At 36.9% G+C, this 14,826-nt stretch carries 10 protein-coding genes; 6 read left to right on the top strand and 4 right to left on the bottom strand.

Annotation, left to right across the window (positions count from 1 at the left end; all coding sequences use genetic code 11):
• Positions 1-217 precede the first annotated feature (217 nt).
• The 6 genes from VB694_RS17100 (at position 218) to VB694_RS17125 (ending at position 11,522) form a co-directional block, all read left to right on the top strand.
• Positions 218-2,746, top strand: a complete 2,529-nt coding sequence (locus VB694_RS17100; RefSeq protein WP_323361537.1) for a mannose-1-phosphate guanyltransferase — start codon at positions 218-220, stop codon at positions 2,744-2,746.
• Between the two features lie 175 nt (positions 2,747-2,921).
• Positions 2,922-3,515, top strand: coding sequence for a Uma2 family endonuclease (locus VB694_RS17105; protein ID WP_323361538.1), 594 nt, complete (start codon positions 2,922-2,924; stop codon positions 3,513-3,515).
• 1,513 nt (positions 3,516-5,028) lie between these two features.
• Complete coding sequence (locus tag VB694_RS17110) at positions 5,029-5,628, top strand: helix-turn-helix domain-containing protein (RefSeq protein ID WP_323361539.1); 600 nt, start codon at positions 5,029-5,031, stop codon at positions 5,626-5,628.
• 17 nt (positions 5,629-5,645) lie between these two features.
• The gene (locus tag VB694_RS17115; protein WP_323361540.1) at positions 5,646-8,687 is read left to right on the top strand and encodes an ABC transporter transmembrane domain-containing protein; all 3,042 of its coding nucleotides are present in this window, start codon (positions 5,646-5,648) and stop codon (positions 8,685-8,687) included.
• A gap of 248 nt (positions 8,688-8,935) precedes the next feature.
• On the top strand, positions 8,936-10,459 hold the full coding sequence (locus tag VB694_RS17120) for an HlyD family efflux transporter periplasmic adaptor subunit (protein WP_323361541.1): 1,524 nt from the start codon (positions 8,936-8,938) through the stop codon (positions 10,457-10,459).
• Between the two features lie 298 nt (positions 10,460-10,757).
• Positions 10,758-11,522, top strand: a complete 765-nt coding sequence (locus VB694_RS17125) for a peptidylprolyl isomerase (protein ID WP_323361583.1) — start codon at positions 10,758-10,760, stop codon at positions 11,520-11,522.
• A gap of 228 nt (positions 11,523-11,750) precedes the next feature.
• Here the strand turns inward: VB694_RS17125 and VB694_RS17130 are convergent, their stop codons facing one another.
• From VB694_RS17130 to VB694_RS17145, 4 genes are all read right to left on the bottom strand, one after another.
• Complete coding sequence (locus tag VB694_RS17130; RefSeq protein WP_323361542.1) at positions 11,751-12,047, bottom strand: HetP family heterocyst commitment protein; 297 nt, start codon at positions 12,045-12,047, stop codon at positions 11,751-11,753.
• A gap of 103 nt (positions 12,048-12,150) precedes the next feature.
• On the bottom strand, positions 12,151-13,248 hold the full coding sequence (locus tag VB694_RS17135) for a T3SS effector HopA1 family protein (protein ID WP_323361543.1): 1,098 nt from the start codon (positions 13,246-13,248) through the stop codon (positions 12,151-12,153).
• A gap of 36 nt (positions 13,249-13,284) precedes the next feature.
• Positions 13,285-14,463, bottom strand: a complete 1,179-nt coding sequence (locus VB694_RS17140; protein WP_323361544.1) for an aminoglycoside phosphotransferase family protein — start codon at positions 14,461-14,463, stop codon at positions 13,285-13,287.
• 62 nt (positions 14,464-14,525) lie between these two features.
• Complete coding sequence (locus tag VB694_RS17145; protein ID WP_323361545.1) at positions 14,526-14,741, bottom strand: hypothetical protein; 216 nt, start codon at positions 14,739-14,741, stop codon at positions 14,526-14,528.
• Between the last annotated feature and the right edge of the window lie 85 nt (positions 14,742-14,826).

The following is a 14,826-nucleotide window of genomic DNA, read 5'->3' on the forward strand; positions in this document are numbered from 1 at the left end:
GATTTTTTCAAAATTCAAATATGAGTCCTATAGAAGCAATCATAGCACTTAATTTTATGGAAACAAACAAAATAGAAACACTAGTAAAATTACTTAAGTTTGACAGATGTTTCTTCTGGAAGTTACTCAAAAATCAATATTCATAGGAGACTAAAGAAAGAAGAAACAAATTTTATAACGAATCTCAATGCAGTCTTGACTGTAAACTGGAGGATTTATGCGTGCAGTGCTAATGGCAGGTGGTTCGGGGTCACGGTTACGTCCCTTAACTTGCGACCTGCCCAAACCAATGGTACCGATCTTAAATAGACCTATTGCCGAACATATCATTAATCTTCTCAAACGACATCAGATTACAGAAATAATTGCCACATTGCATTATTTACCCGATGTCCTGCGAGATTACTTTCAAGATGGCAGCGATTTTGGCGTACAGATGACTTATGCTGTGGAAGAAGACCAACCCTTGGGGACAGCAGGGTGTGTGAAAAATATTGCGGAACTGTTGGATGAAACTTTTTTAGTAATTAGCGGTGATAGTATCACAGATTTTGATCTTACAGCAGCGATCGCATTTCACAAACAAAAACAATCAAAAGCGACTTTAATTTTAACCCGTGTTCCCAACCCCATTGAATTTGGCGTAGTCATCACAGATGAAGAAGGACGCATCAACCGATTTTTAGAAAAACCTTCAACCAGCGAAATTTTTTCCGATACTGTTAACACAGGGACTTATATTTTAGAACCAGAAGTTTTGGAATATTTACCAGAACAGATAGAATCTGATTTTTCTAAAGATTTATTTCCTTTACTATTGGCTAAAAATGAACCTATTTATGGTTATATTGCCCAAGGTTACTGGTGTGACGTTGGTCATTTAGATGCTTATCGTCAGGCGCAGTATGATGCTTTAGCGAGGAAAGTAAAACTAGAGTGTGCATATCAAGAAACTTCCGCCGGCATCTGGATAGGTCAAAATACTTATATTGACCAGACAGCAAGAATTGAAACACCGGCAGTAATTGGTGATAATTGCCGCATTGGGGCGAGAGTCCAAATTGAAGACGGAACAATAATTGGTGATAATGTCACCATTGGCGCAGATGCGAATTTAAAGCGGCCAATAGTTTGGAATGGAGCAATTATAGGAGATGAAGCACAATTATCCGCTTGTGTAATTTCCCGTGGGACTCGTGTTGACAGACGCGCTCATGTATTAGAAGCTGCTGTAGTTGGTTCGCTTTCTACTGTAGGAGAAGAGGCACAAATCAGCCCTGGTGTTAGAGTTTGGCCGAGTAAAAAGATTGAATCAGGTGCTGTTTTAAACATTAACCTGATTTGGGGAAACACCGCCCAAAGGAATTTATTTGGTCAACGTGGGGTACAAGGTTTAGCTAATGTTGACATTAGCCCGGAATTTGCGGTCAAATTGGGTGCTGCTTACGGTTCAACTTTAAAACCAGGTTCTCAGGTGACAGTATCCCGTGACCAACGCAATGTATCGCGGATGGTGACTCGTTCTTTAATTGCTGGGTTGATGTCCGTGGGTGTGGATATTCAAAATCTTGATTCTACAGCCATTCCCATTACCAGAACAATAATTCCCACAATGGGGGTAGCGGGGGGTATTCACGTCCGCGTACATCCAGACCGTCCTGATTATATCCTGATTGAATTCATGGATGCCAAGGGAATTAATATCACTAAAGCCCAAGAGAAGAAAATTGAGGGGGCTTATTTTAAGGAAGATATGCGGAGGGCGCAAAGTCATGAAATTGGTGATGTGGCCTATCCTAGCCAAGTAATTGACCGTTACTGCACAGCTTTTGAAAAACTTTTGAATGTGGGTACTTTGCGTAATAGTCGGGCAAAAATTGTCATTGACTATGTTTATGCGGTATCTGGGGCGGTTTTACCGCAGATGTTAGATAAATTTGGGGCGGATGCGGTGGTTTTAAATGCGAGTGTAAATAAAACCGCGATGACAACTACTACCCGTGAAGGACTGCTGACACAATTAGGTCATGTAGTGGAAGCACTAAAGGCAAATTTTGGGGTGCAGGTATCAGCGAATGGAGAACAATTGATTTTAGTGGATGAGTCTGGTTATCCAATTCGCGGGGAAATGTTGACGGCGTTGATGGCGGAGATGATGTTAACATCTAACCCCAGAGGTACGGTAGTTGTACCGGTTCATGCTTCTAGTGCGGTAGAACAAGTGGCGCGTCGTCATGATGGTAGGGTAATTCGCACGAAAGCAAATCCTACCGCTTTGATGGAGGCTTGTCAGAAAAATACCAATGTGGTTTTGGGTGGAAGCGGTGAAACGGGTTTTATTTTTCCCCATCTTCATCCGGGCTTTGATTCCATGTTTTGTATTGCGAAGTTGATTGAAATGTTAACAATTCAAGAGCGATCGCTTGCATCTGTTCGCGCTGAATTACCTCGTGTCATTCATCGGAATTATAGCATTCGTTGTCCCTGGACTGCGAAGGGGGCATTGATGCGTTATTTGGTGGAAACTCACCCAGCCCAAAATTTGGAATTAATTGATGGGGTGAAAATTTGTCAACCTTATGATGATAGTTGGGTGTTAGTTTTACCTGATGCTAGTGAACCAATTGTACATTTATTTGTTAATAGTAGCGATCGCGATTGGGTAGATGATAGTTTAAAAAACTATCGTAATCGTGTCCAGAGTTTTGTGGAACGAGAACAGGAATATTACGCTGCTGAAGTGTAACTTCTCCTAATCAAATTTTTGTCCAGCTATCCCAATCGTTCATACCCAGATCCCCGACTTCTAAGATCAATTTATCATTTATGGACACAATAAACAAAAGAAGTCGGGGATCTTATTTATTTGCGTTTTTATGAATTTTTACCGATAATTAAACTAACCCTTTCACAAAACACCTATGGAAACCCTTACCTTAAACGTACCTCCAGCCGTAGGTTTAACAGATGAGCAATTTTATCAACTCTGCATTGCTAACGAACCTTGGCAGTTAGAACTTACCCACACAGGAGAGTTAATTATCATGCCCCCAACAGGTGGAGAAAGCGGAATTAGGAACTCTGATATTAATATAGAACTTGGTTTATGGAATCGTAAAACCAAGTTAGGAAAAGTGTTTGATTCTTCTACCGAGTTTAAATTACCTAGTGGTGCTTATCGCTGTCCTGATGCTGCTTGGGTAAAGTTAGAACGTTGGGAAGCATTGACCAAAGATGAAAAAAAACGCTTTCCACCTATTTGTCCTGATTTTGTGATTGAACTGCGTTCAGAAAGTGATGCTTTAGATAAATTACGTACTAAAATGCGGGAATATCAAGACAATGGTGCGCTTTTAGGTTGGTTAATTGACCCGCAAACGCCTTTAGTAGAAATATATCGACCGGGACAAAATGTAGAAGTTTTAAATTTCTCTTTTGCAAATCCTCCTCAACTTTCTGGTGAAAACGTTTTACCTGGGTTTGTTCTCGATTTGACTATGATTTTAAATCCCTAATTTTTAACACCCGCATACTTAATCTCTCCCATCTGAGTGTAAGATTCTGCCATAATGGCAAATATACGCCCGTAAGATCCGATAAATTATAAATAACAATACTGATAGATGTTGTCCTAACCTACCGTTAGGCATCATACTAACAGCTGATTGTTTACTTTTTGCACCAAGACAGATGAACCGTAACTATTGGTGGTTCTGTTTTCCAGGAAGTGCAAACAATTATAAATTGGGGTAGTGGCTTTCCCCAAAATTTAAATTGTGATCAAAATTTTCTAATATTTTAGGTGTTAATTTTTGGTCTACTGATCAACTTTACCACCTGTACTATCCTGGGAAGCGGAAAAATTACGGTGAAATCTTCTGGGTGGTAGTATTTTGAACTATTACACTTTTAGTTCAATTTGTTTCCAACATGATAATCCTATCCTAATATGGATTATTTTCACTGTATAAATTGGCAATTTATATAGCAGATAATCGAAGCTGGTAAATTACACAGCTTCTTTTTTTTATGAGTACATCAATTTTAAAAAACTTCATTATCAGATTATTGACTGCTCACAGGAATTAGTTATATTTTCTACGTGTTTGCAAAACATTACACTATCTTGATTATTTAATCATTCATCTAAAGTGAGATTTTTAAATTCGATTTTTCAATCAATTTATCTATTACTAGCAGGTTAAACAACTAGTTAAAAACTCTCATCCTTGAGATAGATAAAAACTTGGTATATTTGCGATGGTAATAGGGTGATAAGAGGTAATAAAAGGGATGTTTATGTCTCAAGGTAGAGGTTTATCTGGTTGATTATCTAGAGAATATTGATTTTTATACTTGACATTGAACGATTGCATAAAATTTTCAATCAAGTAAATCCCATTGATTAATAAGTTCAAATTATCGAATTTCATCGAACTAAAGTATTGGAGCAAAAAATATAAATTTGATGTAAGATTAGTATGAAGATTAAATAAAGATATTTAGCTCTTGTATAAACTTCGATCAGCTTTCAGTGAAGATTAGGAAAATTATGCAATGAATAATAGTGACTCAAGACAAATCATGAATAAATTTCGCTTTTTTGAATTTTTCTTGCAGAAAATTCCCAATTCATAAAAATCTGCTGATGAGAAACTACTAGTATTAGGCTAGTGTTGAGAAATAGATTGCTTTCTGTCATGACCTAAATTATGAATTATTTTTAGGCTGCAATGTGTGAAACAGACTTTATACCATTGTTGGATCATTAAAACCCAACTAACTTAAATAATGTCAGGTTGCTGGATCAAGTTGCATTATAGGATGAAAGATTTCGGGAATTTTAAATAATTATAGGTGTTTTACCAGAAACTGCTGTTTAAACCAGTTTTAGTTGCAAATCATGTCAATCAATATTTAGTTAGCTAGAAGTAAAAGTCGTTCGTTAATTTTGCATCTGGATGTTAATAACAGATGTCAGGGATAAATTTGACCAAATTTTACGGTATTCGGCAACTGGTAAAAATTATGTCATTCTCTTCTCATCAAAACAAAGTTTGTGATCTTTACGATGCACACGAGAGCAAGTTTTTAACGCCTTTTCAGCGGAAGACGTTGCTGAAAAACTTGCAAGCTGATTTACAACCAGAATATCGACGACGGATTGAAATTATGTTGTTAGCAGATATGGGTAAATCTCAAGCTCATATCTGTGAAATTATCGGTTGTTCTCAGGAAATGGCGCGGTATTGGATTGGTATAGCTGAGGCTGGTATAGCTCATAAATGGAATGAAAGAAGGATAGGTAGACCCAAGACTATTAATCAGCAATATCTGGAAAGATTGCAAGAATTAGTGAGTCATAGTCCCCGTGAATATGGCTATGCTTTTGGATATTGGACTGCTCAATGGTTAAGTAAACATTTAGCGAATGAATTAGGGATTGAGATTAGCGATCGCCACATTAATCGCCTACTTAAACAAATGGGACTGTCTACTAAACCCAAAAGTTCCCCCCAAGCAACAGACGCTCAAAATCAGGATGCTGGTATTACGATTTGCGATTTGCAATCTAACTCTGAACCTAGTTTTAATTGGTCATTTAATTTGATTCAGACCAATAACTAATATTGGGAGATAAAGCAATGATATCAGCAATTTCTCAGGAACAGTTAGCTGCACAAGTTAACCAGATTTTTGATAATTCTCTGTCAAAGGATGATCTAGAAAATTGTGTTCAAGAATTAGAAATTATTGAACCACAAACAGCTAAACAATTTTGGCAATCGACAAATGCAACGCCAGGAATTTATCTGGTTTTGGCTGGAAAAGTCAGACTTTTAGATAGTGGAAATAATTTAATTACCACTTTAACCTCTGGTTCATCCTTTGGAGAGTTGACATTATTTCCTGAACAGAAGTTTAGTGATTATGTAGCCAGAGCTTCTGTAAACTTAAAAATCGGTTATCTTCCCCAAGCAGTAATTAATAAGTTCTCAACTGTGCGAGATCATCTACTCCGCAAGGCAGAACTTTGGGATATACTGCTGTTATTGTGCCAAAACTCTACCCTTCCTCGCCATGAATCGGTAGAGGAAATGTTAACAGCATTATCCCTATTTACAAAACAAAATCTAGAAATTGGTACTTTAAACCCCCAAATTACTAAAAATGCCAAACTGCTACTAGTCAGCCAGGGAGAACTACGGCATTCCCAAGGAATCAAATTAATACCAGGTAATATTTGTGGCCATCCCCAACAGGGAAATTGGCACGCAATAAAACCCACAATAGTCTACATTTTGCAGGATAGTGATTGGCAAACAGCACTACAAAATTGGACACAACTAATTACATTAATTGATGTAGAAAATGTCTCAATTCATGAAGTCATCAATAGCCAAATTAGACCTACAACTCGTCATATAAGTCAAGCCACTGAAACGAGAATACAATCTCAAGCACAACCGAAACAACGCCAAAAATACTTTCCTAGTCCCACCGTTACTGCCGGCAATTGGTGGCGTAAAATTAGCAAACGTTACCCATTTTTTGAACAACAAAGTGCTTCTGATTGTGGTGCAGCTTGCTTAGTGATGATTAGCCGTTATTGGGGTAAGAATTTCAGCATTAATCGGTTGCGGGATCTGTCCAATGTTAACCGTAGTGGGGCATCAATGCGGAGTTTAACTGCGGCTGCTGAAAGTATTGGTTTTGCTACTCGTCCGGTGAAAGCCAGTTTAGATAAATTAGCACAACAACCCCTACCAGCGATCGCTCACTGGGAAGGTAAACATTACATTGTCGTCTATGAAATCACTAAAAAATCTGTAATTGTTGGTGATCCAGCTATTGGTCAACGTCAACTCACTATCGGAGAATTTCGAGCAGGTTGGACTGGTTATGCGTTGTTATTACAACCGACAAGCTCACTCAAAGAAACCCCAGACGCTAATACACCATTCTGGCAGTTATTTGAGTTAGTTAAACCTCACTCTCAAGTCCTGTTAGAAGTATTTGTAGCTTCGGTTTTAATTCAAGTATTTGGATTGGTGACACCTTTATTTACTCAACTATTATTAGACAGAGTAATTGTTCAAGGTAGCACCACCACCTTAAACGCCGTTGGTTTTGGCTTATTAATTTTTGGCTTATTTCGTGTTGTCATTAATGGACTCAGACAGTATTTATTAGACCACACAGCTAACCGAATTGGTGTAGCTTTGCTAGTAGGTTTTATCAAACATACATTTCGTTTACCGCTCTCATTTTTTGAGTCTCGTTATGTTGGTGATATTATTTCTCGTGTCCAAGAAAATCAAAAAATTCAGCGCTTTCTCACTGGTGAAGCCCTATCTATTATTTTAGATTTGCTGACAGTCTTTATCTATGTGGCGTTGATGTTTTGGTACAGTCCGCCTATGGCTTTATTGGTTTTGGCAATTGTACCACCTTTTGTATTTCTAGCCCTCTTTGCTACACCTTTTTTAAGACGCATTAGCCGTGAGGTATTTAGTGCAGTAGCTACAGAAAATAGTTACTTAATTCAAAGCTTATCTGGTATTGCTTCCATTCGTTCAATGGCTATTGAACAAACAGTACGCTGGCGGTGGGAAGAATTGCTCAATAATTTGACTAAGAAAAATTTTAGTGGTCAAGTAATTGGTAATCAACTCCAAATTATTAGTTCCATTATTCAATCTTTAGCCAGTACCGGCTTACTATGGTTTGGAGCTTGGTTAGTGATTCAGAACCAATTAACCATTGGACAGTTAGTAGCTTTTAATATGTTGTTGGGCAATATTATCCAACCTTTTCAGCGGTTAATTATCTTGTGGAATCAATTGCAAGAAGTGGTTATTTCCACAGAGAGAATTAATGATGTATTAGAAGCAGAGGTAGAAGAAGATTTAGCACTTAAACCCCGTCAAATTTTACCGAGATTGCGGGGTAAAATTTACTTTGATAATGTCACATTTCGCTATCATCCAGAAAGTGATATTAACGTCTTAGAAAATCTGAGCTTTGAAATTCTGCCTCAACAAACTGTAGCAGTTGTGGGGCGGAGTGGTTCAGGAAAAACTACCCTTTCTAAGTTGATTTTAGGGTTATATCCGCCGACAGATGGCAGAGTATTAATTGACAATCAAGATGTGTCTAGTATTTCTTTGCAATCCCTGCGATCGCAAATAGGAGTTGTTGACCAAGATACATTTTTATTTGGTGGAACAATTCGGGAAAATATTAGTATTGCTCATCCAGAAGCTACCCTAGAAGAAATTATTGAAGCCGCCCAAATGGCTGGTGCAGATGAGTTTATTAAACGCATGCCAATGGGTTATGAAACTCAAATTGGTGAAGGGGGAGGAATGTTATCAGGAGGACAACGACAGCGCCTAGCTATAGCTCGTGCATTATTAGGAAATCCGCGTCTTTTGATATTAGATGAAGCAACCAGTCATCTGGATTCTGAATCTGAGCGAATCATTCAGAACAATCTCAAAAAAATTCTCAAAGGACGTACAAGTTTAATTATTGCTCACCGTCTTTCCACTGTGCGCCATGCCGATTTGATTTTAGTTCTAGATCGCGGTGTTTTAGTAGAAAGCGGTACTCACGACGAATTAATCACCAAAAGAGGACATTATTACTATCTCAATCAACAACAAATAACGGCGACGGGCTAAATCAATTAACAGTGATCAATGAATTGGGAGTTTTCAATTCACTACTGCTAATTTTAAATCCAAATCTAGAGACGTTGGTTGCATACAACGTCTCTAATATATAGGAGTCCTTTATATGTCCCATTGGTCAAGAAAATTTTGTCCTGCATAAAAGGATTTGATTCGCCTAAATCAGAGATTAATTATTTTGTGAATAGAAATCCTGCACAAACTGTATTCACATCTAATACCTTCATCCAAAATTGGTTATGCCACAATCAACTTATAATTCATCATCCGCTGTTTTAATATCCCCACAGGATTATTCTTCTGTTATTCAAGATGAACAGATCATCAATCAAGAAAACGATTGGTTTTATGGTACGGAAGAATTATTAGATGCTTTACCGAAAGCATGGACACGTTCAATGCTGTATTTACTAATTAGTTTTACAGCAATAGTTTTACCTTGGACAATGTTTGCTCAAGTTGATGAAACTGGAAATGCTAGTGGACGTATAGAACCCCAAGGTGCAACCCAAAAATTAGATAGTGCAGTGACTGGTAGTGTAATTGCAGTTAACGTTAAAGAAGGTGCAACTGTTAAAGCCGGACAGGCTTTAGTAGAAATTGAATCTGATGTTCTGCGAACGGAAATGCAACAAAGCCAAGCTAAATTGGAAGGTTTAATAAATCGCCAAGCACAATTGGAATTACTCAAAAATCAAGTATTGCTGGCTATTAATATCCAAGAACAGCAAAATCAGTCTCAAATATTAGAAAAACTCGCTCAAGTTAATCAAGCAAGAGGAAACATGGATGCTAAACAAAGTGCTTATCATTTACAAAAATTGGAAAAATTAGCTCAAATTGATCAAGTAAAACAGAACATAAATTCTACCCAAATTGCCTATAGTTTAGCTAAAAGTCGTTTGAGCCGAGATTTATTAGAAGTTGCCCGCTATCGTCTACTTTTGCAGGAAGGTGCAATTCCTCAAATCAAATTAGTGGAATTGGAAAAAACAGCAGAAGACAGCCAAAGGTTGCAGGAAGAAGCCAAAGCTAATATCCAAATAGCTCAGTTGCGTCTACAGGAAGAAATGAGCCGTTATCAATCAATTATGATTCAAAATCAATCAGATATTGAACAGGCTAAACTGCGTTTACAAGAGCAGGAAAGTAGTTACAAAACTGTGGTGCAAGCAGGTAAATTAAGTTTACTAAAAAATCAGGAACAGCTGAAAGACTTGCAAACCCAAATTACTACTGTTAAATCAGAAATTACTCAAACCAAGAGTCAAATCAAATCATTGGAGTTCCAATTACAACAGCGCGTGGTGCGATCGCCTATTGATGGCATCATCTTTGAATTACCTGTTAAAAAGCCCGGTTCTGTTGTCCAACCAGGACAAATGATGGCGCAGATTGCCCCTAAAGGTGCTGCCTTAATTTTGAAAGCACAAATGCCGAGTCAACAAAGTGGTTTTGTTAAGGTAGGAATGCCAGTAAAAATCAAGTTTGATGCTTATCCTTTCCAAGAGTATGGTGTTATGAAAGGGCGTGTTAATTGGATTTCACCTGATGCCAAGATTCAAGAAAATAGCCCAACTCGCGCAGAAGTATATCAGTTAGAAATTGCCCTGGAACAACCTTATATTCAAACAGGTAATAAACGTATTTATTTAACACCTGGTCAGACAGCCAGCGCAGAAGTTATTGTCCGTCAACGTCGCGTTATTGATTTTATGTTAGATCCGTTTAAAAAGCTGCAAAATAATGGTTTAGAACTTTAATCATTAGCTGTCGTGAACAATCAGATTCTTGATTTAAGTAGGTAGGCGTTGAAAATTGTCGTTATGGCAAAGCAAGAGGCAAAAGGCAAGAGGGAAGAGACTTTCAGAGATTTTACATTTTGTTACATACCTTGGTTTTTTTGAGCCGACTTACTTACAGATCACTAGAGATGTTCTGCTGGAACGTCTCTACAGCGAGCGATTATCAATGAAATTTCCTACTTCCTGCAACCAACAACATCCTATATCTAATAAGTTGAGATTCTGAACATTTTGGTAATCTTGGAGGAATTAAATGATGTCAAACTTTATAAGTGTTTCTCCGGTAGATATTCTTTACCATATTAAGCTATCTTGTCAAATTCCTAATGTATTAGAAGTGATTGCCACCAGAAAAATTATTGCTGATACTGCTGCTAAAGAAGGTATTGAAATTGAAACAGAAGAACTACAACAGGCAGCGGATAACCTCCGATTAGCTAACAACTTGCTGAAAGCAGAAGACACTTGGTCATGGCTAAAAAAACATTATCTTTCTTTGGATAATTTTGAAGAAATAGCCCATACTAACTTACTATCCACAAAGTTAGCCAATCATTTATTTGCAGATAAAGTAGAAGCGTTTTTTTATGCTCACCAACTCGACTACACCGCAGCAGTTATTTATGAAGTGATATTAGATGATGAAGATTTAGCTTTAGAAATATTTTATGCTCTGCAAGAAGGAGAAATAAGTTTCCAGCAAATCGCTCGTCAATATATCCAAAATCCAGAACTTCGTCGTGCTGGAGGATATCAAGGTATCCGTCAACGTAGCGATTTTAGAGCAGAAATTGCTGCGGCTATTTTTGCTGCTAACCCACCACAAATTCTTAAACCACTCATTACACCTAAAGGAGCGCATATCATGATGGTAGAAGAAATTATTAAACCCCAGTTAAATGAACAAATGCGTTTGAATATCATGGGAGACTTATTTACAAATTGGTTACAAGAACAAGTTAGCTCATTAGAAATTGTCGCCCAGCTAGGAGAAGATAAAAATTACAGTAGTCAGCAGTAAAATCCTTTTGATATCTAGATTTTTACTCAAATCCCCGACTTCTCTCAGAAATCGGGGATCTTTTTTATTCACACTATAACAGGACTTACGCAACTGGTACATTGGTAGGGTGCGTCAGACTCGATAAATCCTGCAAATAAACAGATTTTTGATATCTGACGCATCCTACAACAGATTTTTGGTGTGACACTTGCGTAAGTCTTATATAAATTTACCAAGTCCAAAAATTTAATTCGAGCTATGTTTACCACTATTCAACTTCATCCAGCTTAATTTTATTCTGGGAAATTTTAATTTTTTATCCTGATGCTGATGAGTTTCTGCAAATATAGAGTTTTCTTGGATTAACTTAGTGTAAGTTTCATGAGGAATGTAGTCTAGAGGATCATATCCAGAAAAATGAAGAAATAAAACACAAGCCCAAGCATATTTACCCAGAACAATAGCTCTGATAATTTCTTGAAATTGTGAACCTTTAAATATCTGATCTACCTGTTGATGCTGCTCGAAATTTTCTTGAATCATACTACTACCTCTAAGATGAGAATTCAAACTAATTTATTAACGCTATCGGTACAGAATCGTCAGCCTTCAGACATTCTTGTTAATGCTGAAGGCTTAAATGTAATTACTGTAGAAGAGTGTAAATATCCTTAGACCTAGAATTAAGATAAGGACGTTGTAATTGAATTTTATGTAATGAAAAATGCTTGAAAATAGATGCCATCCGATCTTCTGGACTATTATTACCTTGTTGCCAAGCGTCAATTAAACCATTAGCAATAATTTGACAACGATTAGTCCCAAAACTTTCTTGTTCACCAAATTTTTGATCTGGTTCTTCAGCGCAAGCTAACCCTGGCGCTAACAGCTTAGTAAACAAAGGTACTTGCTCCTGAAAATAAGATTGATTTTCGGCATATATTTTTTGTAATATTGGGTGAACTACCTCATATTTGCCCTTGCTAAAGTAAAGCACGCCTGAGTCATAACGTCTATACTCCGATGGATTATATAGTGCTTTAAATGAAAAAGAAACACCGATATGATTGAGTTCCTCCGTTAAACTTTCCATCACGGCTACTGCCCCTTCTGGTGTGAAGTTAAAGTAAATGCGCGTAATCTCATGATTATTCTGGGAACCTGCATTAGCTACAGCCATATAAAATCCGTTCTGTACCAAATTCTTCGGCATTTTGATAGATACAAACTTACCAACACTTAGCTTTTGGTCTGTTGGTAACAGATGCAATTCAGAATTAACGTGCAATGTTAACCCATTTTTATGCACTGCCAAAGTGCCATCTGTTTCTTCCCTGATTACCTGCCAATTATGACTCCAGTATCCTTCACTTTTGTTCCTGGTATGTAAGAGATCATAAAATTCTAAATCTACGCCAAATAAATTCTTATTTTCAAAATTTGGCGGCAATTTATCATTTTTTTCCTCTTGATCAGAATTGATGGTAGGTTTTGTAGCCACGTTATAATAGGCACTGTATAAAAAATTGCGTAACTGCAAACACAAATGCTTAGTTTGAATTTCCAAAGGTAATTGCTCAAAACGAGAGGTAATTGACTCTGGTAAGTCAACAGATTCGTAGTCTTGATGTTTGATAGAGTAATAGGATTTAATGTCAATCTTATTGGCAATATCTTGTAGTGATATCTGCAATCGTTCTGGTAGTTCTGCCAGTTGATTATGTAGAGAATCTGATAGTTGCATGATTGTAGAGTGTATGGTGGATTGAGTTAGTTAAGATTAAGCAAAAGATAAGGTTGCAGGAATTAGATATGAGGCTTCCATTCCAAAAATCGTGATTATAGATGCTTGCGGACGACATAACAAACTTTTAGCAACTTGGAGAATGCAGATACCTGGATTACCAAAGGTTCTTTCATGTTGCAATTTGGCTTGAATAGACCTAATTAACGCAAAACCGCAGAATTGCATTACTCTTTCTAAAAAATCAGGACGATGCTCTAAAATTTCGGGGAAGTTAGCTAAATAAGCTGTCACCAATGCTGACAAAGAAGGTTGCACTAATTGGAGAGGAATTGAGGCTAAACGTAAAGAATTTTCAATTGGTATAGTTTTACTAGTTACCATACTATATAGCCAAATTTGTAAGTAACTAGCAATTATTGCGCCTAAATCACTAGCAGGATCTCCCCAATTACCACGTTCCCAGTCAATTAAACGGATGATATTGTTACTAAAATCAGATTCTTGATCAGCTGCTGTTTCCCAATTTAAGGAGAGCAGAATATTATTGAGTTTTAAGTCATTATGCGTGACACAACAAGCATTAAAATCTGTACTTAAATCGGCGATCGCTTTGCCCAAATTATCATAACGTTGATAAAGTGAAAAGAATTTTAACCCATCCGCAGGCAGTTTACCAAAAATTTCTGGTGTAATTCTGTCTAAACCTTTGGTCAAATTCAAAGTTTTTTGATCTATTTCACCCTTGGAGCTTTGAAAACATTTTTTATAATCAGCAATATTGAACGTTGAACGATGAATTGAGGCTAAAACTCTGCCAATTGACTCAGCAATTATCGTAGGAAATAATTGCTCAAGAGCATAAAATTCTGCTAAATCACGATATTCATTGAGATAATTGAAAACAATGATAGAATTTTCAGCATCAAAATGAATTGCTTCTGATATATAAGAGCGCAGATGACTAATTTCTGGGAATGTCCGGCAAAAATTATGAATTTGCCATTCATCTAAAAACTCTCCCAGTGTTTTACCTTCTCGATTCAGACGCTCTTGCTTTACCAACAGTTGACGACCATCTGGTAAGGTGATTAACAAGTTAAAATTTTTAGCAGGTTTTAGCTCAATTTTACTCAATGACTCATCTTGTTGATTACAGAGTCCTTGAGAAACTAGATAGTTAAAAACATTTTGAGAACTTAAAAGAAATGTCATAGGTTTAAATGAGAATTCAAGATGCTGGGCAAATAATTAATCAAAAAAATGATACCAATATTTTACTTAGGACTATTGAATGAACTAGCTAAATTAGAAATAGAATTGATAGCATAAGCCAACAAGATAAATTCCATAGACTTAATTCCATAATTCACTAATTCAGAAAAATTATCAGTGTTTCCACCAAATATAGATATAGCTTCTATATCCTTGATGTAACCAATCAATCTATCTGCATCAATGGGTTGTAAATCCGTAATGGTGATTTTTGCCATTTGCTTATATCTCGTTGTCAAAATTCGTGAATAGTTGGAAAAACGCAGATTATATATTTAGCAGATATCACCTTTTATTGATTGT

The sequence above is a fragment of the Anabaena sp. UHCC 0451 genome (genome assembly GCF_034931405.1).
Classification (GTDB): domain Bacteria; phylum Cyanobacteriota; class Cyanobacteriia; order Cyanobacteriales; family Nostocaceae; genus RDYJ01.

Bases quoted from the DNA above. Each gene is read 5' to 3' on its own strand.
- VB694_RS17100 (WP_323361537.1), top strand. From the start codon at position 218: ATGCGTGCAGTGCTAATGGCAGGTGGTTCGGGGTCACGGTTACGTCCC.
- VB694_RS17105 (WP_323361538.1), top strand. From the start codon at position 2,922: ATGGAAACCCTTACCTTAAACGTACCTCCAGCCGTAGGTTTAACAGAT.
- VB694_RS17110 (WP_323361539.1), top strand. From the start codon at position 5,029: ATGTCATTCTCTTCTCATCAAAACAAAGTTTGTGATCTTTACGATGCA.
- VB694_RS17115 (WP_323361540.1), top strand. From the start codon at position 5,646: ATGATATCAGCAATTTCTCAGGAACAGTTAGCTGCACAAGTTAACCAG.
- VB694_RS17120 (WP_323361541.1), top strand. From the start codon at position 8,936: ATGCCACAATCAACTTATAATTCATCATCCGCTGTTTTAATATCCCCA.
- VB694_RS17125 (WP_323361583.1), top strand. From the start codon at position 10,758: ATGTCAAACTTTATAAGTGTTTCTCCGGTAGATATTCTTTACCATATT.
- VB694_RS17130 (WP_323361542.1), bottom strand. From the start codon at position 12,047: ATGATTCAAGAAAATTTCGAGCAGCATCAACAGGTAGATCAGATATTT.
- VB694_RS17135 (WP_323361543.1), bottom strand. From the start codon at position 13,248: ATGCAACTATCAGATTCTCTACATAATCAACTGGCAGAACTACCAGAA.
- VB694_RS17140 (WP_323361544.1), bottom strand. From the start codon at position 14,463: ATGACATTTCTTTTAAGTTCTCAAAATGTTTTTAACTATCTAGTTTCT.
- VB694_RS17145 (WP_323361545.1), bottom strand. From the start codon at position 14,741: ATGGCAAAAATCACCATTACGGATTTACAACCCATTGATGCAGATAGA.